At 57.3% G+C, this 22,223-nt stretch carries 22 protein-coding genes, 2 tRNA genes and 1 pseudogene; 17 read left to right on the forward strand and 8 right to left on the reverse strand.

Annotated features, from left to right (window positions below; genetic code table 11):
• The first annotated feature begins 166 nt into the window (after positions 1 to 166).
• Positions 167 to 508, forward strand: coding sequence for a type II toxin-antitoxin system PemK/MazF family toxin (locus GKIL_RS25835; RefSeq protein ID WP_023172339.1), 342 nt, complete (start codon positions 167 to 169; stop codon positions 506 to 508).
• Positions 509 to 532: 24 nt separating this feature from the next.
• Here the strand turns inward: GKIL_RS25835 and GKIL_RS04995 are convergent, their stop codons facing one another.
• Positions 533 to 1,132 carry a Uma2 family endonuclease gene (locus tag GKIL_RS04995; protein ID WP_245595900.1) on the reverse strand — a complete coding sequence of 200 codons (600 nt, stop codon included), beginning with the start codon at positions 1,130 to 1,132 and terminating at the stop codon, positions 533 to 535.
• A gap of 314 nt (positions 1,133 to 1,446) precedes the next feature.
• Between GKIL_RS04995 and GKIL_RS05000 the strand changes: the two genes are divergently transcribed.
• The gene (locus tag GKIL_RS05000) at positions 1,447 to 2,478 is read left to right on the forward strand and encodes a class I fructose-bisphosphate aldolase (protein WP_023172342.1); all 1,032 of its coding nucleotides are present in this window, start codon (positions 1,447 to 1,449) and stop codon (positions 2,476 to 2,478) included.
• A gap of 56 nt (positions 2,479 to 2,534) precedes the next feature.
• Here the strand turns inward: GKIL_RS05000 and GKIL_RS05005 are convergent, their stop codons facing one another.
• Both GKIL_RS05005 and GKIL_RS05010 read right to left on the reverse strand, forming a co-directional pair.
• Positions 2,535 to 2,864 carry a hypothetical protein gene (locus tag GKIL_RS05005; RefSeq protein WP_023172343.1) on the reverse strand — a complete coding sequence of 110 codons (330 nt, stop codon included), beginning with the start codon at positions 2,862 to 2,864 and terminating at the stop codon, positions 2,535 to 2,537.
• Positions 2,865 to 3,066: 202 nt separating this feature from the next.
• Positions 3,067 to 3,978 carry a PhzF family phenazine biosynthesis protein gene (locus GKIL_RS05010; protein WP_023172344.1) on the reverse strand — a complete coding sequence of 304 codons (912 nt, stop codon included), beginning with the start codon at positions 3,976 to 3,978 and terminating at the stop codon, positions 3,067 to 3,069.
• A 500-nt stretch (positions 3,979 to 4,478) separates the two neighbouring features.
• Between GKIL_RS05010 and GKIL_RS05015 the strand changes: the two genes are divergently transcribed.
• The 6 genes and pseudogenes from GKIL_RS05015 to GKIL_RS25845 form a co-directional block, all read left to right on the forward strand.
• Positions 4,479 to 5,096, forward strand: coding sequence for a hypothetical protein (locus tag GKIL_RS05015; protein ID WP_023172345.1), 618 nt, complete (start codon positions 4,479 to 4,481; stop codon positions 5,094 to 5,096).
• Between the two features lie 316 nt (positions 5,097 to 5,412).
• On the forward strand, positions 5,413 to 5,670 hold the full coding sequence (locus GKIL_RS25840) for a zinc ribbon domain-containing protein (protein ID WP_420841397.1): 258 nt from the start codon (positions 5,413 to 5,415) through the stop codon (positions 5,668 to 5,670).
• A 413-nt stretch (positions 5,671 to 6,083) separates the two neighbouring features.
• Complete coding sequence (locus tag GKIL_RS23330) at positions 6,084 to 6,263, forward strand: chlorophyll a/b-binding protein (protein WP_023172347.1); 180 nt, start codon at positions 6,084 to 6,086, stop codon at positions 6,261 to 6,263.
• 398 nt (positions 6,264 to 6,661) lie between these two features.
• Complete coding sequence (rpmG, locus tag GKIL_RS05025; RefSeq protein ID WP_023172348.1) at positions 6,662 to 6,862, forward strand: 50S ribosomal protein L33; 201 nt, start codon at positions 6,662 to 6,664, stop codon at positions 6,860 to 6,862.
• Between the two features lie 2 nt (positions 6,863 to 6,864).
• Positions 6,865 to 7,086 (forward strand): 30S ribosomal protein S18, encoded by a 222-nt coding sequence (gene rpsR, locus GKIL_RS05030; protein ID WP_023172349.1) that lies wholly within the window; start codon positions 6,865 to 6,867, stop codon positions 7,084 to 7,086.
• A 246-nt stretch (positions 7,087 to 7,332) separates the two neighbouring features.
• Positions 7,333 to 7,656, forward strand: a pseudogene (locus GKIL_RS25845) (IS6 family transposase); the annotation flags it as partial.
• A 783-nt stretch (positions 7,657 to 8,439) separates the two neighbouring features.
• Here GKIL_RS25845 and GKIL_RS05035 read toward each other — a convergent pair.
• A complete protein-coding gene (locus GKIL_RS05035) occupies positions 8,440 to 8,727 on the reverse strand; it encodes an RNA recognition motif domain-containing protein (RefSeq protein ID WP_023172351.1) in 288 nt (95 codons plus the stop codon).
• Between the two features lie 468 nt (positions 8,728 to 9,195).
• On the opposite strand from GKIL_RS05035, the gene GKIL_RS05040 reads away from it, so the two are divergent.
• The 4 genes from GKIL_RS05040 to GKIL_RS05055 all read left to right on the forward strand — a co-directional run bounded on the left by GKIL_RS05040 (position 9,196) and on the right by GKIL_RS05055 (position 13,590).
• Entirely contained in the window at positions 9,196 to 9,606 is a 411-nt protein-coding gene (locus GKIL_RS05040) for a fasciclin domain-containing protein (protein ID WP_023172352.1), read from the forward strand.
• 510 nt (positions 9,607 to 10,116) lie between these two features.
• Complete coding sequence (locus tag GKIL_RS05045) at positions 10,117 to 10,737, forward strand: 50S ribosomal protein L25 (RefSeq protein ID WP_023172353.1); 621 nt, start codon at positions 10,117 to 10,119, stop codon at positions 10,735 to 10,737.
• Between the two features lie 433 nt (positions 10,738 to 11,170).
• Positions 11,171 to 12,760: an acyl-CoA thioesterase/bile acid-CoA:amino acid N-acyltransferase family protein gene (locus GKIL_RS22325; RefSeq protein ID WP_023172354.1), complete on the forward strand. Its 1,590-nt coding sequence runs from the start codon at positions 11,171 to 11,173 to the stop codon at positions 12,758 to 12,760.
• 149 nt (positions 12,761 to 12,909) lie between these two features.
• A complete protein-coding gene (locus GKIL_RS05055) occupies positions 12,910 to 13,590 on the forward strand; it encodes a phosphatase PAP2 family protein (protein WP_081705170.1) in 681 nt (226 codons plus the stop codon).
• A 603-nt stretch (positions 13,591 to 14,193) separates the two neighbouring features.
• Here the strand turns inward: GKIL_RS05055 and GKIL_RS23350 are convergent.
• The 3 genes from GKIL_RS23350 to GKIL_RS05075 all read right to left on the reverse strand — a co-directional run bounded on the left by GKIL_RS23350 (position 14,194) and on the right by GKIL_RS05075 (position 15,612).
• Positions 14,194 to 14,532, reverse strand: a complete 339-nt coding sequence (locus tag GKIL_RS23350) for a hypothetical protein (RefSeq protein WP_023172357.1) — start codon at positions 14,530 to 14,532, stop codon at positions 14,194 to 14,196.
• 89 nt (positions 14,533 to 14,621) lie between these two features.
• Positions 14,622 to 15,347, reverse strand: a complete 726-nt coding sequence (locus GKIL_RS05070; RefSeq protein WP_051382681.1) for a hypothetical protein — start codon at positions 15,345 to 15,347, stop codon at positions 14,622 to 14,624.
• 193 nt (positions 15,348 to 15,540) lie between these two features.
• Positions 15,541 to 15,612 (reverse strand) — tRNA-Lys (locus tag GKIL_RS05075).
• A 100-nt stretch (positions 15,613 to 15,712) separates the two neighbouring features.
• On the opposite strand from GKIL_RS05075, the gene GKIL_RS05080 reads away from it, so the two are divergent.
• A tRNA-Glu gene (locus GKIL_RS05080) sits at positions 15,713 to 15,785 on the forward strand.
• A gap of 7 nt (positions 15,786 to 15,792) precedes the next feature.
• Positions 15,793 to 16,719 (forward strand): RluA family pseudouridine synthase, encoded by a 927-nt coding sequence (locus tag GKIL_RS05085; protein ID WP_023172359.1) that lies wholly within the window; start codon positions 15,793 to 15,795, stop codon positions 16,717 to 16,719.
• Between the two features lie 30 nt (positions 16,720 to 16,749).
• On the opposite strand, the gene GKIL_RS05090 is transcribed toward GKIL_RS05085, so the two are convergent.
• Positions 16,750 to 18,399 (reverse strand): alkaline phosphatase D family protein, encoded by a 1,650-nt coding sequence (locus GKIL_RS05090; RefSeq protein WP_023172360.1) that lies wholly within the window; start codon positions 18,397 to 18,399, stop codon positions 16,750 to 16,752.
• 305 nt (positions 18,400 to 18,704) lie between these two features.
• Here GKIL_RS05090 and GKIL_RS05100 point away from each other — a divergent pair, with 305 nt between their 5' ends.
• From GKIL_RS05100 to GKIL_RS05110, 3 genes are all read left to right on the forward strand, one after another.
• Complete coding sequence (locus GKIL_RS05100) at positions 18,705 to 20,279, forward strand: B12-binding domain-containing radical SAM protein (protein WP_023172361.1); 1,575 nt, start codon at positions 18,705 to 18,707, stop codon at positions 20,277 to 20,279.
• Between the two features lie 140 nt (positions 20,280 to 20,419).
• A complete protein-coding gene (locus GKIL_RS25715; RefSeq protein WP_023172362.1) occupies positions 20,420 to 20,755 on the forward strand; it encodes an RNA recognition motif domain-containing protein in 336 nt (111 codons plus the stop codon).
• A 150-nt stretch (positions 20,756 to 20,905) separates the two neighbouring features.
• Positions 20,906 to 22,213 carry a DEAD/DEAH box helicase gene (locus tag GKIL_RS05110; protein WP_023172363.1) on the forward strand — a complete coding sequence of 436 codons (1,308 nt, stop codon included), beginning with the start codon at positions 20,906 to 20,908 and terminating at the stop codon, positions 22,211 to 22,213.
• The last annotated feature ends 10 nt before the right edge of the window (positions 22,214 to 22,223 follow it).

A 22,223-nucleotide genomic window follows, 5' to 3' on the forward strand; every position in this document is an offset into this window, starting at 1 on the left:
TACGAATCCCAACCTGATAAGCGGCAGTTGCCGGAGCAGAAGCCATTTTCCAGCGCTGTAGAACCTTCCACCGGAAGGTTGACACTTCTAGCAGAGTGGGGCGGCAGTCTTGACTTCCTTCGCGACGAACCGGATCTGTACAGCCTGGAAGATGGGGAAGCCCTCCATGGTGAGTAAAGGGGATATCGTTCTCGTACCTTTCCCCTTCACCGACTTGAGCCAGACAAAAGTGCGACCGGCAGTGACACTCTGGAGCGACGTTGCAGGGGCTGACGTTCTGCTCTGTTTCATAACCTCCCAGCCTGGTGATCCTCTAGCCTTTGAACTATTGCTCGATCCACAAGATTCAGAGTTTCCTCTTACTGGTCTGCAGGTACGTTCGCGGCTGCGAGTAACGCGCATGGCGACAATTGAGCGCCGCCTGCTACGCCGCCGGTTGGGCAAGTTGGGAGAACAGATGTTGCAAAGACTGGATGCTAGCCTAAAGCAGGCTTTGCAACTGTCTTAAACGTACTAAAAGCATTACTATTAATTACTCAGCATCAAGACCCAGTTGGCGCAGGCGCTCCGCTAAGCGGTCAGCCCGTTCTCGTTCTCGCTCTGCCCGTTCTCGCTCTTGTTCGGCTCTAGCGGCAATCTCGCTATAACTTTCAAAGCGCGCACCGTCCGGTCGCCAGAGTTGTAGTTCTTCCCCGCTCAACTCGAAGCGCACCCCTAGGCGCGGGCTGACCCAGCCCATCATCTCCACCGCTTCGAGATTCTCGCCACGGCGGAGGTAGCCGTTGAGCGTCCCTTCGTCCGGATCATAGACGTAGTACTCCTCGATGCCGTAGCGCTGATAGAAAGCAAACTTGCGCGTGATCTCAGCCACCCGGTTACCGGGGGAGAGCACCTCGAAGACGACCTGGGGAGCGATTCCGCCCTCCTCCCACTGCCGGTAGCTGCCTCGATCGCCTTTGGGACGACCGAAGGCGACCAGGACATCGGGACCGATGCGGGTCTTGTTGTCGCCCTCGATCGGATACCACAGCAGGTCACCAGCAACGAACACATTCGGATCGGCAGCGAGGAGCCATTCCAGCCCTTCTTTGATATAGACAATCAGGCGGAACTGCTTTGTGTTGTCGGACATGGGCATGCCATCCGAGTCAGGGTAGTGAACCGCCTGTGTGTAGAGGACCATGCTGCGCTGTTAAGCCTATGTACCATCGATGATAACAACCACTCAGCATCAATCTTGTCGAAAGGCATTACGCTCTTCCCGCTGCGATTCGTAACCGAACGGTCGCAAGTCGTAATTCCGGGTTCGGGTTCCCTGCGATTGTGCTCGATGGTCCAAACGTCTTCTACCTGCACCCTCTCTGGCTTAGCGAGTGCAACAACTATTTGGCGAGCACGTCAAAATGGATCCGACAGAGCGTTCACAAGACAGGGGAGATAAAAGATATGGGCGGACAGGAGTTAGCGGCAACTGCCAGAGCAATGGTTGCTCCCGGCAAAGGGCTTCTGGCAGCAGACGAAAGTTACGACACGGCAAACCGGCGCTTTGAGAAGCTGGGCATTGCGACGACTGCTGAGATGCGGCGGGCCTACCGCGAAATGCTCTTTACGACCCCCAGCATCGGTGACTTTCTCAGCGGCGTGATTTTATTCGATGAGACGATTCGCCAATCGACAAAAGACGGTACGCCCTTTATCAAAGTTCTGCAGGACGCCGGTATCATTCCGGGCATCAAGCTGGACGCGGGGGCAAAGCCGCTCGCCAAAGCGCCGAGTGAACTGGTGAGCGAAGGTCTCGATGGCCTGCGCGACCGCATCGCTGAGTACTACAAGCTGGGTGCCCGCTTCGCCAAGTGGCGGGGGGTGATCACGATCGGCGACGGCATTCCGTCCAACCGCTGCATCAAGACCAACGCCCACGCCCTCGCCCGCTACGCCGCCCTCTGTCAAGAAGGCGGCCTGGTTCCGATCATCGAGCCGGAGGTTTTGATCGACGGCGATCACACCCTCGAGCGCAGCTACGCTGTCCACCACGAAGTGCTCAAGGCGGTATTCGACGAACTCTACATCCAGGGCATCGAGCCGGAGCAGATGATTCTCAAACCGAGTATGGTCCTACCCGGCAAAAAAAGCCCCCAGCAGGCGAGCGTCGAGGAGGTGGCGCGCTTTACGGTAAAGTGCCTCAAGGAGCGCGTTCCGGCTGCCGTTCCTGGCTGCGCCTTTCTCTCCGGTGGCCAGAGCGACGAGGACGCCACCGCTCATCTCAATGCCATGAATGCGCTGTTTAAAGATGAGCTGCCGTGGCGGCTGACCTTTTCCTACAGCCGCGCCCTTCAGCAAACCGCCATGCAGATCTGGAACGGACGGGAAGAAAACGTCGCGGCGGCGCAAAAAGAACTGTACCGTCGCGCCAGGCTCAACAGCGCCGCCTCCCTGGGGCAGTATCGGCCTGAAACGGAAAAAGCCACTGCTGTGTAAACTCTCCCGCTGTCGGGCCGCCCTCAGCTCAGGCTGCAGGGCGGCTTGAAAGTCGGCTAGGCTGCGAAGTCTTCCTTGCTCGACTTGGTGAGCAGCTCGCTCAGCTTTTCGAGCTTCTCGCTGGTGCTCGAATCGATCTTGGCGGCAACCTTCTTGGTTTCCTTGCCGAGTCGGGCCAGCAGCTTGCCGACGGCCTTGCCATCGACTTCATCCGATTTGAGGATGCCCTCGAGCTTCTCAAGATCGGCAGCAATCGGCTCATAGTCTGGGCCGGCCTCAGCTAGATCCTTGCGCCAGGCTTCGATATTGCGCGTGGCCTTACCGACTGTAAGGGAAGTGATTTTCTCCTGGAATGCAGCGAGCGTGGTGTCGAGTTTTGTAGACATAGTGCTTACTCTCATAAACAACATGGGCAGCGGGCAAATCCGGCAGATGGAGGCTGGCGATGTTCCCTTCTGCCCGTCCCACCGTCTCCCCAGCTAAGGGCGCATTCGCTGTATCCGAGGTCAGAAGTCTACTTTCTATCTTTGTGGGGACGTTTTTTAGAGGGATATGGGTGGACCGGCAGGCAAAAAGCCGAGCCGAAGTTTATGGCCGTGTTCCTGGGCCAAACTCGCCTTTGCTCACCAGCACCACCCGACCGCCGACGCGAATGGCTGTCAGTTGCCCATCCTGCAGGTCGTACTGGAGGTTGAGAAAACTTGGACGACCCATCTCGACGCCCTGCTCGACGAGGTAAGAGCAGGTACCGTGGACGAGAGGATCTTCCAGTGCCAGGTAACCAGCTAGAGCGGTGACGGCTGAACCGGTGGCAGGATCCTCCAGCACACCGACGCTGGGGGCAAACATGCGCGCCCGCAGGTAATCGGCCCGCTCCGGGTCCGCTCCGACGACAAAAGCAAAGATCATCGAGGCCCAGGCACCGCCCAGCACCCGTTGCCACTGGGTCAGCTCGAGGCGGATGCGACCGAGGGCGTCCAGGTTCGTGATCGGCACAAACAAAAACGGAACGCCGCAGGAGATTGCCCGTGCGGGAGCGGCAATTGCCCTCGTCTCCAGCGAAAGCACAGCGGCAAGATCGGCGGCGGCGGGCGGCTCGGGACCATACTCGGGCATCTGAGCCGCACTGAGCGTACAGCTTACAGGCTGACTGTTCCGGGCTTCGACAGTTACCGGCACCGGCCCGACCCCTTCTTCAAAAACAATTTCTGTCCGTTCGCCTGTCAGGGAAATGTCGCCGATGGCAGCCAGAACAAAGGCGGTTCCGACAGTAGGATGTCCAGCGAAGGGCAACTCGACCTGGGGAGTGAAGATGCGCAGGCGGCGGGTGCCTCCCTGTTCGGGCGGCAGAACAAAGACCGTCTCAGAGAGATTGAACTCGCGGGCGATGTGCTGCATCTGCTCTGGATCGATGGCGCGGGCATCGGGAAAGACAGCCAAAGGGTTGCCCCCAAAGATCTGATCGGTGAAGACGTCGGCGGTGTAGTAGCGGTACGGCATAGACAAAACGAAACGATAAGATTAGATGAAGTTGAGCGACGCTTATTGTAAAAATATATAATATAAGCTTGCTTTTCTAGGTTGGCTTTTGCCCTCCAGTCAAGAGAAGTGCAACCGAAGCAATTACTCCTTTATGAGGCAAAGAAACCCCAGCCTTAAATTTAGGTACATATTTTTTGCGATCCTGTGTCATGATCTGCTCCTTCTGAGGTTAGTGTAGCGGAGCAGGAACATAACTTAGCGGGCTGTCTAGCTTTCCAGGTCCACCTCCCTCATGAACAGCTGTCCAACTTAGACGTGAGCCAGCTCTACTTATGTCTTTAGATAAAATTTGGCCCTACCTATTTACATAGGTGAAGGCTAGATCACCCACCTAAGATCAAGGTCTTACAACCTTAATCGGTTCGCTGTAAAACCTTAGCCTGCCACTTGCAGCAAGGTTCTGACTTGCTAGCACAAGTCTAATTTGCACTTTCTCAAACATTGAGGGGACTACTTACATGACTTACGCAGATCAGTCGGGACGCGTCGCCGGTGTTCCCGCCGCACCTACCACTACCGAGGTTATTGAGTATCACGACCGGGTACGCTGGGGTCCAGTTCTGGCTGGCCTGGTTGTTGCACTTGGTACGCAACTCGTATTGAGTTCACTGGGTGCTGCCTTCGGCCTGAATGCGATTGCCAACTCCGGTGCACCGCGTTCAGATGCTGGTGATGTCGGGAGCGCCGTCGGTCTCTGGAGCATTATCTCGCTGTTTGCCTCGCTGTTCGTGGGCGGCTGGGTAACTGCCCGTACGAGTGGTCCAATCACTCGCAATGGTTCGCTGTTCAACGGTGCTATCTTGTGGGCAACGACCCTGTCACTCGGTGCCTACTTACTGGCGAGCGGCGTCTCTGGTGCCCTGGGCGTGCTCGGCTCCAACCCTCAGTTGACCGGCCAGGCCCAGAATAATGTGCCGGCTGGCGTACAAGCTCCGACAGCGGAGCAGACCCGCAACGTCGCTGGTAACGCTGCAAAAGGCAGTTTGTCCTTCGCTGTCGGCTCGCTTCTGGGTCTGGCTGCTGCCCTGAGCGGTGCCTATGTAGGTGCCAAGCGCCGAATGATCGAAGAAGTATAACCTGCCTCGTTCATTAGATTATCTTGGATTTCACAACTCTGAAAGCGCCCCTCGCCTGGGCGTTTTTTGTGGCCTCTCCGGCTTTTTTTGGTCTTGACCCGTAAAACTGGACCACGGGAAACGCCGACAGGCGCACAGGCTTCCTGCACAAGCTCTCGACACAGCTCCTCCGCAAGAACCACCCCATTCGGGGGGCAGGCCAAGTGGTGGTGGTCGAGGACTTGTGTGTGAAGGGGTTGGGACGGACCCCCCCATTCGGGAGGCAGGCCGCTTGGCCAAATCGTTCCACGATGCAGGCTTTGGCAAGTTCCTGGCGATGCTTGAGGCGAAGGCTTTCACGTACGGACGGGAAGTGCTCAAAGTCGGCAGGTACTTCGCTTCTTCTCAAATCTGTTCTACTTGTGGGCACAAGGACGGACCGGAGCTGCTATGGGTGCGGCAGTGGACCTGTCCCCAGTGTCATAGCGAGCACGATAGGGACGAGAATGCAGCGAAGAACATCCTCGCCCAGGGACTCGGGGAGAGGTTAGGGCACCCTCCCGCATCCGCCACTGCGGAGAAGGAACCCGGATAAACGCCTGGGTCGCCAGCGTAAGACCACTCGCAAGGGGGCAGCAGGCAGTGAAGCAGGAACCCGCCGGTCGGGGAGACAGCAATGTCTTGCTGAGAAGGAATCTCCGTCCTTCTAGGACGGGGAGGAGGTCAAATCGAAGAGATAATGGCTAAACCAGCGTCACTCTCACCTAAGAAACCATGCGAGTATGGTATTGCAAGTCCAGCGACACCTTCGCCCGCCATGTACTAAATAGGCAGAGTGCAACTATTCCACTAAAGTTGCCCTTGCAGCTAAGAAATGGTCGTCTTACTCACACCATTAATATTGCATCACCACTGGGTATGCCTTTATAGGGATAGACAACTAGCCGAGCCATCAACTACGGTAGTAATGTAACGAACTGTTAAACACCATTTTCGAGGATGCTTGCTATGGAAACCAATACACAAACCGAAATAAACGGACAAAATCGCAATGCATGGCTTTTCGGTTTCACACCCCAGGCTGAAATCTGGAATGGTCGTCTAGCGATGATCGGCTTCGTCGCTTACTTACTCTGGGATTTAGCAGGTTACAGCGTCTTGCGCAACGTATTGCATCTTATTGGGTAAGTGGCTTTAGAGAAGCAGGGATTGAGTTATCAGAGCCTGAGCAAAGTGGGTCTGTCCAGTAACAGTGCTATGGCTCATTCAATTTCACTAGCTCACCTCTAGCTAGATGGTTCTCTGATCTTCCCAATTGGGTTGACGTGTCAGCTCTGTTTCACAGATGATGTTGGTCTCGAACTCGATAGGTGACAAGTGTCCGATTGCTGGGTACGATCGCTCCTGCTTGGAAACTTACTGGTTCCGTTGCAGGAAGTCTGATCTACTTGGCTGAGAGAGTACAGTCAACTCCACAGCCACCTGACGAGCAGGTTTCGGCTTCTTCCAGCTAAGCTCGTCGTGCATCCTGTGGGCAGATCGAGAGCGGAATGCGAACCAGTGAGAGACCGTGCAAGGACTGGACAATGGCAGCCATAGCGGAGCCAGCTGCTCGCCTCATTGTGAGTCTGGAGTCTGCCGAGTGCCAGACCAACGCCCTGCAAGCGTTCGCCCGGCGTCTCGCGCTACAGCACCAGCAAAACAAGTGCAACGCGACGAGGCGCATGGAACTCAAAAAGTTCTGCTCCCACTGCAACAAGCACACCATACATCAAGAGATCAAATAGCGATGGCCTATGGATATCGTGGCAAGCGGGTGTCGCCCATCCCGCCCAAGGACAAAATTGATTACAAAGACGTGGACCTACTGCGCAAGTTCATCAGCGAGCGGGGCAAGATTCTACCCCGACGAGTCACCGGGCTTACTGCCAAGCAGCAGCGTGACCTGACTGTGGCGATCAAGCGTGCTCGCATCCTCGCTCTATTGCCCTTCGTCAATCGAGCCGGCTAAAACCGCTCCTGGCTGTGGCCCTCCTAGCCTGCACTGCATTTTTATCCAGTGCGTTCGGCCATCCCAGGAGCATCCCGATCTGCCCATGGGATGAGCAACATGTTCACTCTATGAAATTTTAAGAAAATGGCCGCTTGATTTCGGCAACTCTGGGCTCAAGCCAGCTTTTGATGAAGCGGGGTCTTCCTGGAATGGTCAAGTTGACTGGAGTGGCCACCGAGGACAAGCTTCTAGCACCGTGAAAAGATGAGCAAAGCCGACTCCCTCTACTACCGTCATCGTTTCCCGCCAGAAATTATCTCCCACTGCGTCTGGTCCTATTTCCGATTCAATCTCGGCTACCGCGATGTTGAGGAGATGATGGCCATGCGTTGCATCACCCTCACCTGCGAGACCGTTAGAGCTTGATGTCGCAAGTTCGCACAGACCTTCGCTAATCAAACCCGTCGCCGACGGCCAAAGCCCGGTGACAAGTGGCATCTGGACGAGATGGCCCTCAAGATCAACGGTCACACCTCCTATTTATGGCGGGCAGTGGATGGGGATAGCACTATGCTCGACATCCTGGTATAGAAGCGGCGCAACGAGGCGGCGGATTAGGGGCGTTGGGGCAATGCCCCTGAGGTGACTCGACTGAGCCATTCTCATGGCCTCTACCACGATTGTTGCGGCTGGGGGTCATGCCGTAGTGCAGACACAGACCCTGGTAGGCCACGGTCAGATCCTCAGCTGTGCGCGGGTGCAGATTGTGGAAGGTCGCTGAGAGGCTATCAGCGCGGGGTGCTCGGCTGGGCAGCCACCCAGCTGCCATAGAGCATTCTGCAATCCTTGGGAGAGGGCGGCAAAACTCTCACCCCCCTGAACAACCTGAACGTAACTCCAGCCGCTAGAGGCCAGCCGGGAATGAAACAAGCGATGAGCGAAGGGTTGACCGTCAATGGTGACAGTGGCCTGCTTCAGTTCAGCCTGCCCCCCGAATGGGGGGTGAAGTCCGAGAGGCCCTGCTGTCCTAGTAAGTGCTCCTGGCGGAACATCAGGCCCGTTGGCCCCAACGGGCCATCATTTCCTTGGGTGGACCTTCTGTAGCCAACCACTTGCGCACCCGTCGCTGCAGAGTGCGCAGAATCTTGCGGGGGTAACGACCGGGATAGAGCGTTTGTAGATGTTCCCACAGCGTCATCGGCCCCAGTTCAGGTGTACGACGCAGTGGCAATAGTTCTGATTGCCAGACCTCAGCGAGAGGATCTTCTCGGGTGCGATGAGACCAACAGAATAAGCAGTTTGGAAACCAGCATGGGAGGGAGCAGAGATTACACCTTCAAACTACCAGACTGACTCAGCCAGGCTGCACTATTACCTGGGCCGCTCGGAACGGTTAGCGAAGCTGCTACCGTTACGTTCGGGCCGGGGCTCGGCCTTGCTGACTCGGATCTGGCGGTTGTCCCAGGTAGTGCCGTCGAGTTGTTCGATCACTTTCGCTTCCTCAGATTCCGCCATCTCTACAAAGGCGAAACCCCTGGGCTGGCCGCTATCGCGGTCGATCGGGATCTTCACGTTCTTCACAGTTCCGAACTTGGCAAACGCGTCGCTGAGATCCTGCTGAGTAACGGAAAAAGGCAAGTTGCCAACAAAAATAGTCATTGCACGTCTCCTATGAAAACAACCAAAGGTCAAGGAGAGCAATGCGCCCTGACAGATGGGTCAAGTACCTCCACTGTAGACAGCAGTAAAACGATTTGGTTTTTTGTAACAATATCTTAACGAGTGTCGAGTTTGTGTGAGGGAAGCTTCGGCGTAAGTCGTTCTGCCCAACATGTGATGGGCATCGTCACCACCCACAATCGCTTCTTGACAACAGGGCTGTGGTCTCGAAGTTTGCTTTGTAGGAGCGCCATATAGAGAGTTGAAGGTGCAAGATTTCGCTCGTCTACCTTCTCTATTTACAACTGCTCTGGCCTATTTTTAACTCGAAATTCCCACACAACAAGGGCCATATCGCTCAATAGAGATTGCGGTTATGCTTCCTTTTATTCATGTCTGTTCGTGGACAATGTTGCCGATCTAGAAACATGTGTGCCATGCTAAAAGTGCAAGAAACAAAAGGAATCAATGTCTAATATTGTTGACACAGCCGTTCAAGCTGGTACTTTCAAGACTCTGGCAGCTGCTCTGGGTGCGGCAGATCTGGTTCAGACCCTCAAGGGTAACGGACCGTTCACTGTTTTCGCTCCGACCGAAGAAGCATTCGCACAATTGCCTGCTGGCACCATCGATAGCTTGCTGAAGCCCGAAAACAAAGCTGAGTTAGTGAAAATCCTCACTTATCATGTTGTTTCCGGTAAAATCTTCTCCCGCGATATCAAGCCTGGTAAGGTCAAGAGCGTTCAAGGTGGTGAGTTGTCAATTGGCCAGCAGGGTGGCAAGGTTACCGTGAACAACGCAACGGTCAATCAGGCAGATATTGCTGCGGACAATGGTGTGATTCACTCTATAAATCAGGTTTTGATGCCCACTGGCTAGAGTGATGACCGATGGACCGGGCTGCTGGCTCGGCATCATTCCCTGCCAATTAATTTCGGCATGATACAAGCAAGTCCTTGCTCGAACTAAAGCAAGGATTTTTTTAGTTTATGGGATAAATTCTCGTTATTGATATCGCGATATAGCTATTTTTGTTTTACTTGCTTTAAAAGCAGCAAAGCTGCTGCTAAGTAAACGGAGATAATCAAACGTAAGATTGTCGATAGTTCAAATGCTTTCAAAGAGAAGATTTTAGCCTTATGCTCTATGCCCTTTCACGTTCTAGCTCCTTAGTAGCGAAGTAATTTTCAACCAACATCGAAAAGTTTCATAAGTAAGTAACCCTAAAGCTAAACTCGATTTCCCGAACCCAATACACAGTAAAGATCTGCCTCCCAGAACTTTCAGTTTTGTCATGTTCGCATATTTATTGCAGTATGATTTCTCTGGGTCGAAGTGCTAAAGAAGTCGGAAGTAGTCTAGACTAGAGATTCATTAATCAGGCTTTTCATGTCTCATCCTCACGTTACTGCTGCAAAGCGCACCTTCGGTATCAATCCACGTGCGTTGCGTCGAGCAGGCAAAGTGCCAGCTGTTCTCTACGGACACCAAGGCACCCAGTCCGTGTCTTTAGAAGTGGAACTAGCTGCTGTCGAGCAGTTGATGCAGCGAGCATCAGTTAACAACACGGTCATAGATATTGTCATCGCTGGAGTTTGGTCTGGAGAGGTACTGCTGCGCGAGAAGCAAATGGACCATCTACTTCAAAAACCCCAGCATTTGAGTTTTTTTGCAATTGCTGGACACGGCCCTATCACAATGAACTTGCCAATTGTCTTTATTGGTGAGCCAGCTAGAGTGACTGGCGAGCGTGGCATAATGGAAAAAGTACTCACAGAACTGGCCGTCATTGCCAGTCCGGAGTCGGTGCCTGAATCGATCGAAGTCGATGTGAGCAGGCTGGGTATCGACGACGTTCTGCACGTGGGAGACATTGAACTGCCGGTTGGCCTAGAAGTGCTAGGCAACATGGAGAGGGTAGTGGTGATCGTAAAACCCTCTGCTATGAGCAATGAACTGGCTTCACTCGAAGCGGGCACGCCCGCTATCTCCCAGCTACCCGCAGCCTAACACTGCCTTCGCCTGGAGCGCAGTGCAGATGGCACTGTCAGATGAGGCCACCAATTTTCGGGGGGTACCTGCGCCTACGAATCCGGTTGGCATAGGTCTGTGCGAACTTGCGGCACCAAGAGCAGATAGTCTCGCAGGTTAGCGGCACGCCGCGCACAGCAATCAACTCCTCGACATCGCCATAGCTAAGGGCAAAGCGGAAATAGAGCCAGCCGCAACGGGAGATGGTCTCAGGCGGGAAGCAGCGGTGGAGAGGGGAATGGGGAGTGCTCGTCGCTCTACAGTGCCAGACGCCCACTCCTTGAACTTGACAATGCCGACTAGCTTATCCCCCGGCCCGAACTCACGTTATGGTGAAGTTCGCGGATTCCCTCTGCCTCACCACCTGGAGGCGATGTGCCCCAACTGTTCGCTGCCTCAAGGAGATGTACAGATGTTACACAGAACTGGCTGGTCAATCGCCCTGGCGATTCTTGTCTCGGGCTGCTTTGCCAGTGCCGCTCGGACACAGCAGGCGATGAGTGTTCGGCGCGGCACGAGCCCCAGCATCTGTACAATCGCAGGTACCCGCTGCAGCAGTAGCGCTACGACGGCATCGACCGCTCTGGCATTTAACTTCGTACCCACGAACAAGGTGCATTCCGGCGACCCACTTTCCATCCGGCTGACAGGACTATCTGCAGGCGCAACCGTCGAGATTACTGCCCAACGCCTCGTGCCGGCGGACAAACCAACGCTCTATCGCTCCTCGGCTACTTTTCAAGCCGATACCAACGGCGTGATCGATCTAGCTACTACCCCAGCCCTTTCGGGCTCCTTCACCGGCATCGACCCCACCGGCCTTTTCTGGTCGATGCTTCCTACCACCGCATCAATCGCGGGCTTTGCGCCGGGTCTGGTTCAACTCCAGGCAAGCGCCGCAGGAAAACCGTTGGCGATCGGGGAAGTAACACTCCTCGATAGCGATCCGAATGTGCGAATCGAGGCGGTGGACGCGTTTGCCGGAGCAGTGCTTGCCCATCCACCGCGTCAGAGCAAACCGCCGGTGCTCATCGTTCTGGGTGGCTCAGAAGGCGGGGCCACCACAGCTCGCAGTCTGGCTGGGCGGCTTGCTCCCTATGGGTTTGCTGTTCTAGGGCTGCCCTACTACTCGCCCGATTTCGGTGGCAAACAGGAGGTGCCGGGGTTGCCCTCCAGCTTCGCTCGATTGCCAGTGGACCGCCTCGCTCAGGTGCGCGCCTGGTTGCAAAAGCGCTCCGACATCGACGCAAGTCGAATTGCTATCTACGGAGTCTCAAAAGGAGCAGAATTTGCCCTCATCGCTGCAAGCAAGTATCCCTGGCTCACCTCGGTGGTAGCAGTGGTGCCCAGTGATGTGGTCTGGGAGGGCTGGGGGGCCACTGCCCAGCCGCCAGGATCACAACCGTCGTTTTCCTTCGAGGGAAAAGCACTGCCTTTTACTCCATACGATGGCATCGACAAAGAATTTGCCAAGTTCTCCCAGCCTGGTGCGGTGGTGCGTCTGCGCATTCCCCACGATGCAGGGCGACGAGCCAACCCCGAACGAGCCGCCGCTGCCCGCATTCGAGTCGAGGACTTTGCAGGCGAGATGATGGTGGTGGGTGGAATGGAAGACCAAGTCTGGGCTTCCGGGCTGATGGCTCAGAATATCGCTGAGCGCCGTGCGGAGGCGGGACGCAAGACAACGGCCCTCATCTACCCGGAGGCCGGGCATCCGCTGAGCGGTGATGGCTGGAAACCGACCACTGACTACGGTGCAGGTCTAGGAGGTAGCCCGGCGGGCAATGCCCACGCCCAATACGACGCTTGGCCCAAGACCATCGCTTTCCTGCTCCGGACGTTGAAGGTATCGGCTGACAGGGACAGTTGGTCCACGAGGGATAGGATGAGCGACGGTGCTGTTGGCGAATTCGACAAGGGGCTAAAAGGCAAGACATGGATTTCAGACTGGAAGATGGGCCTGCGGAGGTCTATGGTTTCGAAAGGGTCGCCACCTACCTGACAGATCTATCGTATATGGATAGGCAACTGACACGTCCTTCGACAGGTTGCCAGAGGTCACAGATAGGTAACCGGGCCAGCAACAGGAACTGGCACTAGCCTTCCATTTACCAGATACAGCCGACGCTTCTTCGGCACAGCATTGAATCTATGTCTCGTGTGTTTTCCCGTTTCCGGAACTTCTGGCCTTTGCTATCCGGCCTGCCCCTCGCGGGTCTGCTCGTGGCCGCCCTGGCCCTGTGGGTTTTCACCGCACTGGGCGAGGATGTCCTTGAAAAGGAAAGCTTCGCCTTCGACCAGTCCATCCTGCTTGCCATCCGTCGCCTCCACTCCCCGACACTGGACACCTTGATGAGCGGCATTACCACCCTGGGAGATCCGAAAGTGCTGGTGGTGTTGAGCGTGGGTCTGAGCGTGGCCCTGGCCCTGCGTCGGCGAAGGGCGGAGGGGCTGACTTTGCTGGTAGCTGGGGGCGGGGCAGCGGCGCTCAACTTGCTACTCAAGAACCTCTTCGCGCGTTCGAGGCCCGAACTGTGGCAGCGGGTGGTCGCGGTGATCAATTACTCTTTCCCGAGTGGTCACGCCATGGGTTCTCTCGTCATCTACGGCCTGGTAGGCTACCTGCTCATCAAACACGCGAAGCACTCGCGGGGTTGGATAGCTGCTGCCACGATCGCGCTTATCGCTGTCATTGGCTTCAGTCGCCTCTACCTGGGCGTGCATTGGCCCACCGACATCATCGCCGGGTACGCCGCCGGGCTGGTGTGGCTGACGGCCTGTATCCTCACCCTGCGCCTGTGGCAAGGACGAGACTCGGCTGCAGAAAAGTAAAACTCCCACGTGCTTTTCGCCGCATAGCACACGACAGGCAATCTACTGAGATTGCCCAGGTTTTGCGGTCTGTAGATGTTGAGCCATCGACCACCCATTCGGGTGGCAGGCCAGCCCACCACTCGACGGGAAAATAGATCGATGACCACAGCCAGGGTCGTTGACCCAACGACCCCCATCTGCAGTTGCTGGTTTTCCCGACGCAGGCGAGCCAGTTCCTGGCGCTCCACGCTCGTCGAAGGGGCATCACAGAAGTGCTATGGAGTCGGTCAATCTGGGACTGGCGGAAGAGAGCGGCTGAGGGTGGTTTGGCAGATGCCGAGGTTCTTAGCAAGCTGGGTGACGGATTTGCCGGACTCTCGGGCAATGCGAACGGCTTGTTGCTTCTGCTCAGAGGTGTACTGCTGGTGAGATTTTGGTGGCATGGACTCCTCCTTGGTTCCAAGTCTACTGAGGGAGTCCACCAAATCCAGGCAATCTCAATCTCGATGCGAAGGAGGGCTTGGCTTGAGTCAATATCTCACCTCTATGCGCTTTTGCTAACTAGAGTGCAGTTCTTGATCGCAGACAATGTGCTTACATGGCTCGTCACCGTGGGCACATTCATTTAATAGCTCGGAAGCGATACTTTTTCTTATCTTCCTGCTTGTCTTGGTTAATCAGGATGGAGCCACTGCCCTTACAGTGTGAGCAGTAAGGGCTGAGCCCTGATTTTTTGAGGCGGGCGCACACCAGCGGCCAGTGCAACGAGCAGAACAGGCCACTAGGCATATCGAAGTCCATGCCTACCGGGTCCAGCCGCCCTGCCCACAAAAGCACAGCTTTATCTTCATCATCCAGTTGATCGAGCGAGCGGACCCGCTCGGCATAATCGACATTCAGGCGTGCGGCGGCGGCACTCCAGCCAATTCCACCACATTTGCCGCACTTCAGCTTTTGCATCTTGACTTGAGTTTTGTGATTTGGTACTTCGCTTGCGTCCAGTGTACGCAATTGAGTGACAAGTCAAAAAACCGTCCGGCCTGAGCGGCTCACCCAAATACGGCAATTGCTGAATAGATGCACTGCCACCCTGGATTGGGAATTTTTTCACGCCACGCTTCTATTTCAGAATCTTCCGGCAAGTTGCGCGGCAGCACTTGTTTAGCCGTATGGGTTCCTTTGAGGGCTTTGATATCAAAATTGAGTTCCGGTTTTGCGAACTCAGCCAACTTGCCCATCGCAAAGCAGAATTTCTCACGGGCTCGTGTCCCCGCAGGCTTACTTAAGATGGCCTGATGCAAAAGCTCCACAGTGAACGGGGCATCTTGATCTAGTTGAATAAAAGCGGCTCTGTAGCTTGCTTGCCAGGTAGCAAGCGGGCCAGGTTCTCTGGGTCTGCGTTGAAAGTAATCTTCCTCCATGCGAGCGATTACCTCCCGCAAGGTCGTAAGTGGGGGACTTTGCTTTTCTGCTGGCGGGCTTGACGGTTTATATTCATCCCAGGAAAAAACACCATTTTCCAACTGTTCACCCACCAGGCGGGCCTTACGTTCAGCAACAGCGATACCAGCGACAGAAGCACGCAGATGGAGAGGGATGCGCTGTTGAAAAGGTAGCTTCTTGGCGGAAGCAGGTAAGGGAGGCAAGGTTGCTCGCAAGTAGAGGTATCCGCCAACCAGGCTAATCTGCACTCCGCTTCCACGCTCTTTCAGGCGTTTGTTGGCCGCTAAGATAGCCAGGCACACTTTTTCAGCCACCTCAGACATGGCTTCCATCCCCTGGGCGCATCTGCTGGAATGCTACAAGCAAAGGGGTTTTGGCCCAAATTGGATAGCCAAAGTTATTGCCTAAATTTGCTCTCAGCTCTGGCTTTTTGAGCGGTTGCATCCGCTCTATCAGCAGGGCCAATGCAAAACACAGGAGAGCTACAAGCCTCTTGATAGGGGGCTTATAGTCTGAAAGGGTTGATGGGCCGTCAGGGATTCGAACCCTGGACCAAGAGATTAAGAGTCTCCTGCTCTACCGCTGAGCTAACGACCCAAATCAAGCTAGCACTTCATTTGCGCCTTTGCCAGGGGTTGCCGTTCCAAAAAAGGGTGCGCTAATATACATGGTCTGTGCAAGCAATTGCGCCCCATTTGCCCTCATCGTCTAGAGGCCCAGGACACCGCCCTCTCACGGCGGCGACGCCGGTTCGAATCCGGCTGGGGGTATAAAAATATGGCCGAAAGCAGCGACAGCGCTGTGAATCAGGGCTGCACCTACATCGATCGCATCGACCGCGTAGCAGCGGGGGCGACGGTCCTCGATTTTTACCGCGAGCGCTACCGCCATTCGCAGCCGCAGCAGTGGCGGGAGCGCATCGAGAAGGGAGAAGTGCTGCTCGATGGGAAAAGGACAGGGACTGGAGAAATCCTGCGCCCAGGCCAGGTGCTCAGCTACCACCGGCAACCCTGGCAGGAGCCACCGGTGCCGCTGCACTTCGAGATTCTCTACGAGGACGAGGTGGTGCTGGTCGTAGCCAAGCCTTCGGGGCTGCCAGTGCTGCCGGGGGGCGGCTTCGTCGAAAATACGCTGCTGGCCCAACTAAAAAAACACTTTCCTGAGCGCACACCTGTACCGGTGCATCGGCTGGGTCGGGGCACCTCGGGGCTGCTGTTGCTCGCCCGCACCCCAAAAAGTCGGGCGGCCCTCAGCGAACAGTTGCGCCGGCAGCAGATCACCAAGATTTACCGGGCTCTGGCCTCGGGCTCGCCGGTGGCCGATCACTTCGCGATCGACCAACCTATCGGCAAGGTGCCCTATCCGGGCCTGGGTTATCTCTGGGCCGCGACGGACGGGGGTCTTACTGCCTACAGCGAGTGCTCTGTGCTCCGCCGCCAGGCCCGAGACAGCCTGCTTGCCGTGACGATCCGCACCGGCAGGCCCCACCAGATCCGCATTCACCTCGCGGCTGCCGGGCATCCCCTGGTGGGCGACCCGCTCTACGGTCCCGGCGGGGTGCCGCAAGCAGTGGAAGGGGAAGGCAGACGGGCAGTACCGGGCGACTGCGGCTACTGGCTGCACGCCTGGAAATTGGGATTCAGGCACCCTGAGAGTGGCCGGGGGCTTGAGCTGACCTGTGCGCCCCCGCCTGGGCTCGCCTGAGGTGCAGTTGCCTCCTGTAGCGCCAGCAGTTCAGTTGACGATGAGCTGCGGCTGGCCGTTGGGGATCGTAAAGGACTTGAGGGTAAAGCGGCTCGAAGTGGTGCTCACGATCGACTTTACGGCCCGGTAGCTCACCTGCATCGAATCGGGGGTGATCACGGCCTTCGAGTAGACGTGGTACTTGAGGTCGAGGTAGAGGATGTGGGGGTTGGTCGCCTGCAGGAGCAACCGGCCCAAAGCGGTGAGGTTGAGGCCGCCCACCAGTTCGTAGACGCCCGCCGAGCTGACCGAGCCGCCCACCACTTCGACCGCTACGGTCGGGCTGTTGGGGTCGGTAAAGTCGGGTTTGAGCAGACCCGCGTAGCAGTTGTGGATGTCGCCGGTCCAGAAGACGACGTTTTTGATCTGCCTGTCGCCGATAAATTGCAGCAGCTCCTGGCGCTCCGCCGGGTAGCCGTCCCAGGCGTCGAGGTTGATGTAGAGGGTGAGGCTGTTGATCAGATCCTGGTTCGCTCCCTGGTAGAGGCGGGGGTTTTTGATGGGCAGAGCCCGATCGAAGTAGCGCGGTGCCTGGCCGGTAGGACCAAATAGCGAAATGTCGATCGCCGCAAAGCGCATCGCCATCACTTCGTTGAGAATGACCTTCCAGCGTGCAGCGGAGGCGGCCAGGTTGTCCTTGAGCCAGGTTTTTTGACTCGTCCCCAGCATCGTGCGCGCCGGATCGTCCAGTTCCGGGCAGGGCGGGGTAAACAGGTCGCTCTTGCAGACCACACCGTCGCGGTACTGCCGCTCGTCGAGCACAAACAGATCCGCGAGGCTACCGAAGGAGAGCTTGCGGTAGAGCTGCACGCTCGCCTTGCCGTCGGAGCCAATCGCCAGTGGGCTGACCGGTTCGACCGGCAGATATTCGAGAAACGCCTGATAACCCGCCGCCTGGCGCGCCTCGTCGCTCGCGGAGGTAAGTTCGGTTCCGGCGTAGTTGTTGAAGACCTCGTGGTCGTCCCAGAGATGAATCCAGCAGAACTGGCGGCGCACCTCCCGATAATTCGCATCGCTCAGGTAGAGCCTGTACTTCTGGCGGTACTCGTCGAGGGTGGTCGCTTCGCCGCCACCGATCGTATCGAGGCGCACCTGGCCTTTTTGAAAGTCAGCGGCACCGGTCTCGTAGATGTTGTCGCCCAGGTGGACGCAAAAGTCGGCATCGTCGTCGGCGACGATCGCGGCGAAGACTGTGTAGTAGCCCTGGGTAAAGTCCTGGCAGCTGACGTAGGCAAAGGTGAGCCGGGCAGGCTCGCTACCCGCTGCTGGAGCCGTCTTCGTGCGACCGGTAACGCTGGTGTAGCCGGTGTCGCTCGTGAAGCGGTAGTAATAACGGCTAAAAGCAGCCAGGCCGCTGACGCGCACTTTGACGGTGTAGTCGCTGCTTGCGTCGGTCACCTGGCTGCCGGTGGCGACGATGGTCGAAAAACCGCTGTCGGCAGCCACCTCGTAGCGCACCGTCACCGCCCCGCTGCCCTGGAACGCCTCCGGCACCCTGGTCCAGAGGAGTACCCCGTCGGGTTGGGGTTCCCCCGAGGCCACACCGTAGTCGTCGGTGGCCTGGGCAAAACCCGATTCGCCAGCCAGCAGCAAGGCCGGTACAGCCAGCGTCCCTTTGAGAACTGAGCGGCGGTTGAACATGTGCAGTGCTCCAGAATGACCAGAGCAAAGTTACCGCGATTGCTTTAAGGCAGCTTTAAGGGACCGGCAAACCTTTGGGAACATGTATCGAATTTAGCGCGTCTACCCGTCCAGCCTGACCAGGATAGACGCACAGTACTACTCCACCAGAATTTGGAGCGATACTGGCTTGCATGGGCTTTCAAGTCATCAGTACGAATCTTCTCTCCCAGGGGAGGCAAAGGTTACAGTCAGACCTTATGTATAGGGACATGTATGGAAATATCTGTTACGCTCTTATCGCTTCGTCCAACAAATAGTTTCTGATGAACGTTCTTTTGTTCTCGCCCATCTTTCCAAAAACCTTCTGGTCCTTCGAGCGCGTTCTCAACTTGATCGGTCGCAAGGTGCTTCTGCCGCCCCTGGGGCTGGTGACAGTAGCGGCGATGTTGCCCAGGCACTGGTCGCTGCGTCTGGTAGATCGCAACGTGCGAGCTGAGACGGAGGCGGACTGGCAGTGGGCCGATCTGATCTTGATCTCAGCGATGATGGTTCAAAAAGAAGACTTTCTGCACCTGATTGGCGAGGGCGTGCGCCGGGGCAAAAAAGTCGCCGTCGGCGGTCCCTATCCCACTTCGATGCCGACGGACGCTGAACGGGCCGGGGCGCACTATCTGGTGCTCGACGAAGGGGAGCTGACAATTCCGATGTTTATAGCTGCCCTCGAGCGCGGAGAACAAAGCGGCACTTTCCGGGCTGCAGAAAAGCCAGACATCACCGCTACACCCGTACCGCGCTTCGACCTGCTGGAGCTGTCGGCCTACGATTCGATGTCGGTGCAATTTTCGCGGGGCTGCCCCTTTCAGTGCGAATTTTGCGACATCATCGTGCTCTATGGCCGCAAACCGCGCACCAAGACCCCCGAGCAGTTGCTCGCCGAATTGCAGGCACTGGTGGATCTAGGTTGGGACCGCTCGGTGTTCGTCGTCGATGACAACTTCATCGGCAACCAGCGCAACGTCAAGCGAATGCTTAAAGCCTTGATTCCCTGGATGCAGCAGCGCGGCTTTCCTTTTCGCTTTACAACCGAAGCTTCTGTCAATCTGGCTGAGGATGCGGAGTTGATGGAGTTGATGGTTGAAGCGGGATTCGATTCGGTCTTTCTGGGCATCGAGACGCCCGACGAAGAGAGCCTCAACCTCACCCAAAAATTTCAGAACAACCGCAAGCCCCTGAGTGAGTCCTGTCGGCAGATCACCCAGGCTGGGCTGAGGCTGCTTGCCGGTTTTATCATCGGCTTCGACGGCGAAAAATCGGGCGCGGGGGAGCGGATCGTGCGTTTTGTCGAGCAGACGGCGATTCCCGATGCCATGTTCAGCATGTTGCAGGCTCTTCCGGGCACAGCCCTCTGGAGTCGCCTTGAGCGGGAAGACCGCCTGGTCGATGTCGGCGACGGCATGAACCAGAGCACCCTGATGAACTTTGTGCCAACCCGGCCCATCGACCAGATCGCTGAGGAGTACGTGCAGGCGTTCTGGGAACTGTACGAACCGGCGCGCTTTATCAGGCGCTGCTACCGCCATGCGCTCGAACTGGGGATGCCCAAGGGCAAGCGTCCTTTCAAGCTGCCTGCCCTGCCCGAGATGCGCGGTCTATTGCAGATTGTCTGGCTGCAGGGTGTGCAGCGCGCCCGGACCCGACGGCTCTTCTGGGCGCAGCTGTGGGATCTGCTGCGGCGCAATCCCCAGGCTCTGGGAGCTTACCTCACCGTCTGTGCCCACGGCGAGCATTTTTTTGAGTTTCGCGAGGAAATCCGCGCTAAGATTCACCTGCAGCTGGCAGGCTCCGGTCTGGGGGCGGCGATTGGCGAAACGATCGCCACGCGCAGCCGCCCAGCGTGAATCTGAACACACCAGCAAACATGCCCCGCCGGCAGGGCTCGACACGGACAAATCGATCCGTGCTAGGGTGGAGCGGCTAAGCCAGCGGTAAAGTCACTTTCAGGTCCTTTGCAGTTGGTCAGTTTTTTTGGAGACAGACGGTGACGATATTTGTTGGCAACCTGCCTTTTTCTGCTACCGAGCAGGAACTCGTGGACGCCTTTGCCGAGTACGGCGAAGTCAAATCGGTGAAGATCCCGACCGACCGTGAGACGGGTCGGCCCCGGGGGTTTGCTTTCGTCGAGATGGACGAATCTGCCGAGGCCAAGGCGATCGAAGAGCTGGACGGGGCGACCTGGAACAACCGCGAATTGCGCGTCAACAAGGCCGAACCGCGACCCGAACGCGGCGGCGGTGGCGGCGGCGGTGGCTATCGCGGCGGCGGTGGCGGTCGCAGTGGCGGTGGCGGCGGTGGCGGTCGGGATCGCCGCTATTAAGCCCTCCCATTCCGGTTTGACCCGTCTTCTGACACGTATCAGAAGACGGGAGCGGCTTTTTGCGAAGCAAAAAAGCAATGGTGTCCGGTGGAGCGCGGTTGACCTCAGCCGCGCTCTGTCGGACGTTTTAACCTGTAGGCACCCCAAGCTATGACCTTTTCACAATTGAATCTGCACCTGGCGTTGCTGCGCGGCATCGAGGAGATGGGCTTCAACCAGCCGACGGCAATCCAGTCTGAGGCCATTCCCCCAGCTCTGGCCGGCCACGATGTGCTGGCCTGTGCGATGACCGGTAGCGGCAAGACGGCTGCTTTCTTGCTGCCGATTCTGCAGCGGCTACTCGATGAACCGCGCGGGACGACCCGTGCCCTCATCCTCACCCCGACGCGGGAACTGGCAACCCAGATTCAAGAACATTTTGTTCAGCTCGCCCGGCACACGCGCCTGCGCAGCGCGGTGATCATGGGCGGCGTCCCGGCAGCTCCCCAGATTCGGGCACTCAAAAGCGGCGTCGAGGTGCTGATTGCCACACCCGGTCGCCTGCTCGATCACCTGGACCAGTCCTACACCCGTCTGTCCGGCCTCGAGGTTCTGGTCCTCGACGAAGCGGACCGAATGCTGGATATGGGCTTTTTACCGGCGATCCGCCAGGTGCTTTCCCATCTGCCCGCCCGGCGGCAGACGCTGTTTTTCTCGGCGACGATGCCCCGGCCCATCGCCCGGCTGGCAAGAGAAATCCTCAAGCAGCCGTTTTCGATCAATCAGGAGCGTCAGGCCGCTCCCGCTACCGGCCTCACCCAGAGCGCCTACCCGGTGGCCCAGGAACTGAAGGCGAGGCTGTTGCTGCAGCTTATTGCCCACGAGCGGATGCGTCAGGTGATCGTCTTCACGCGCACCAAACACCGGGCAAACCGGCTGGCTGAATTGCTCACCGCCGCCGGAGTAAGCTGCGATCGCATCCACGGCAACCGCACCCAGGCCCAGCGCACCCAGGCGCTCGAAAGCTTCAAAAGCGGCAAATGCCAGGTTCTTGTAGCGACCGATATCGCCGCACGGGGCCTCGATATCGAAGCGCTCGGCCATGTCGTCAACTTCGATGTGCCCCAGGTGGCCGAAGATTATATTCACCGCGTCGGTCGTACCGCCCGTGCCGAGCGCACCGGCGATGCGATCACCTTCGTCGCCCCCGACGAGGAGGAGCGCTGGCGAGCGATCGAGCGGGCAATCGGCAAGCGCCTGCCCCGGCTGACGCTCGCCGGTTTCGACTACAAGGCGACCCCCGCCCAACCGCTGGAGGTACCGATCCGCGAGCGGATCGCCGCGATCCGCTCTGCCAAGACGGAGGAGCGGGCGCGGGCTACAGCCAAAGCCGAGCGCAAGGCCCAACGGCAACCGGCCCAGGCCCATTCCCGGCCAGAGGCGAAGCGGCCTGCGCTCAGAAAACGGGCCTCGGCCTGACAAAGTCTTC

It is taken from the genome of Gloeobacter kilaueensis JS1 (genome assembly GCF_000484535.1).
In the GTDB taxonomy this organism is placed as follows: Bacteria; Cyanobacteriota; Cyanobacteriia; order Gloeobacterales; family Gloeobacteraceae; genus Gloeobacter; species Gloeobacter kilaueensis.

Coding starts and splice junctions, on each gene's coding strand:
- GKIL_RS05005 (WP_023172343.1), bottom strand. CDS start 2,864: ATGTCTACAAAACTCGACACCACGCTCGCTGCATTCCAGGAGAAAATC.
- GKIL_RS25835 (WP_023172339.1), top strand. CDS start 167: ATGGTGAGTAAAGGGGATATCGTTCTCGTACCTTTCCCCTTCACCGAC.
- GKIL_RS05090 (WP_023172360.1), bottom strand. CDS start 18,399: ATGTTCAACCGCCGCTCAGTTCTCAAAGGGACGCTGGCTGTACCGGCC.
- rpmG (WP_023172348.1), top strand. CDS start 6,662: ATGGCAGCCATAGCGGAGCCAGCTGCTCGCCTCATTGTGAGTCTGGAG.
- GKIL_RS23330 (WP_023172347.1), top strand. CDS start 6,084: ATGGAAACCAATACACAAACCGAAATAAACGGACAAAATCGCAATGCA.
- GKIL_RS05035 (WP_023172351.1), bottom strand. CDS start 8,727: ATGACTATTTTTGTTGGCAACTTGCCTTTTTCCGTTACTCAGCAGGAT.
- GKIL_RS25840 (WP_420841397.1), top strand. CDS start 5,413: ATGCTTGAGGCGAAGGCTTTCACGTACGGACGGGAAGTGCTCAAAGTC.
- GKIL_RS05010 (WP_023172344.1), bottom strand. CDS start 3,978: ATGCCGTACCGCTACTACACCGCCGACGTCTTCACCGATCAGATCTTT.
- GKIL_RS05000 (WP_023172342.1), top strand. CDS start 1,447: ATGGGCGGACAGGAGTTAGCGGCAACTGCCAGAGCAATGGTTGCTCCC.
- GKIL_RS05015 (WP_023172345.1), top strand. CDS start 4,479: ATGACTTACGCAGATCAGTCGGGACGCGTCGCCGGTGTTCCCGCCGCA.
- GKIL_RS05055 (WP_081705170.1), top strand. CDS start 12,910: ATGTCTCGTGTGTTTTCCCGTTTCCGGAACTTCTGGCCTTTGCTATCC.
- rpsR (WP_023172349.1), top strand. CDS start 6,865: ATGGCCTATGGATATCGTGGCAAGCGGGTGTCGCCCATCCCGCCCAAG.
- GKIL_RS22325 (WP_023172354.1), top strand. CDS start 11,171: ATGTTACACAGAACTGGCTGGTCAATCGCCCTGGCGATTCTTGTCTCG.
- GKIL_RS05085 (WP_023172359.1), top strand. CDS start 15,793: ATGGCCGAAAGCAGCGACAGCGCTGTGAATCAGGGCTGCACCTACATC.
- GKIL_RS23350 (WP_023172357.1), bottom strand. CDS start 14,532: ATGCAAAAGCTGAAGTGCGGCAAATGTGGTGGAATTGGCTGGAGTGCC.
- GKIL_RS04995 (WP_245595900.1), bottom strand. CDS start 1,132: ATGTCCGACAACACAAAGCAGTTCCGCCTGATTGTCTATATCAAAGAA.
- GKIL_RS05045 (WP_023172353.1), top strand. CDS start 10,117: ATGTCTCATCCTCACGTTACTGCTGCAAAGCGCACCTTCGGTATCAAT.
- GKIL_RS05100 (WP_023172361.1), top strand. CDS start 18,705: ATGAACGTTCTTTTGTTCTCGCCCATCTTTCCAAAAACCTTCTGGTCC.
- GKIL_RS05070 (WP_051382681.1), bottom strand. CDS start 15,347: ATGGAAGCCATGTCTGAGGTGGCTGAAAAAGTGTGCCTGGCTATCTTA.
- GKIL_RS05040 (WP_023172352.1), top strand. CDS start 9,196: ATGTCTAATATTGTTGACACAGCCGTTCAAGCTGGTACTTTCAAGACT.
- GKIL_RS05110 (WP_023172363.1), top strand. CDS start 20,906: ATGACCTTTTCACAATTGAATCTGCACCTGGCGTTGCTGCGCGGCATC.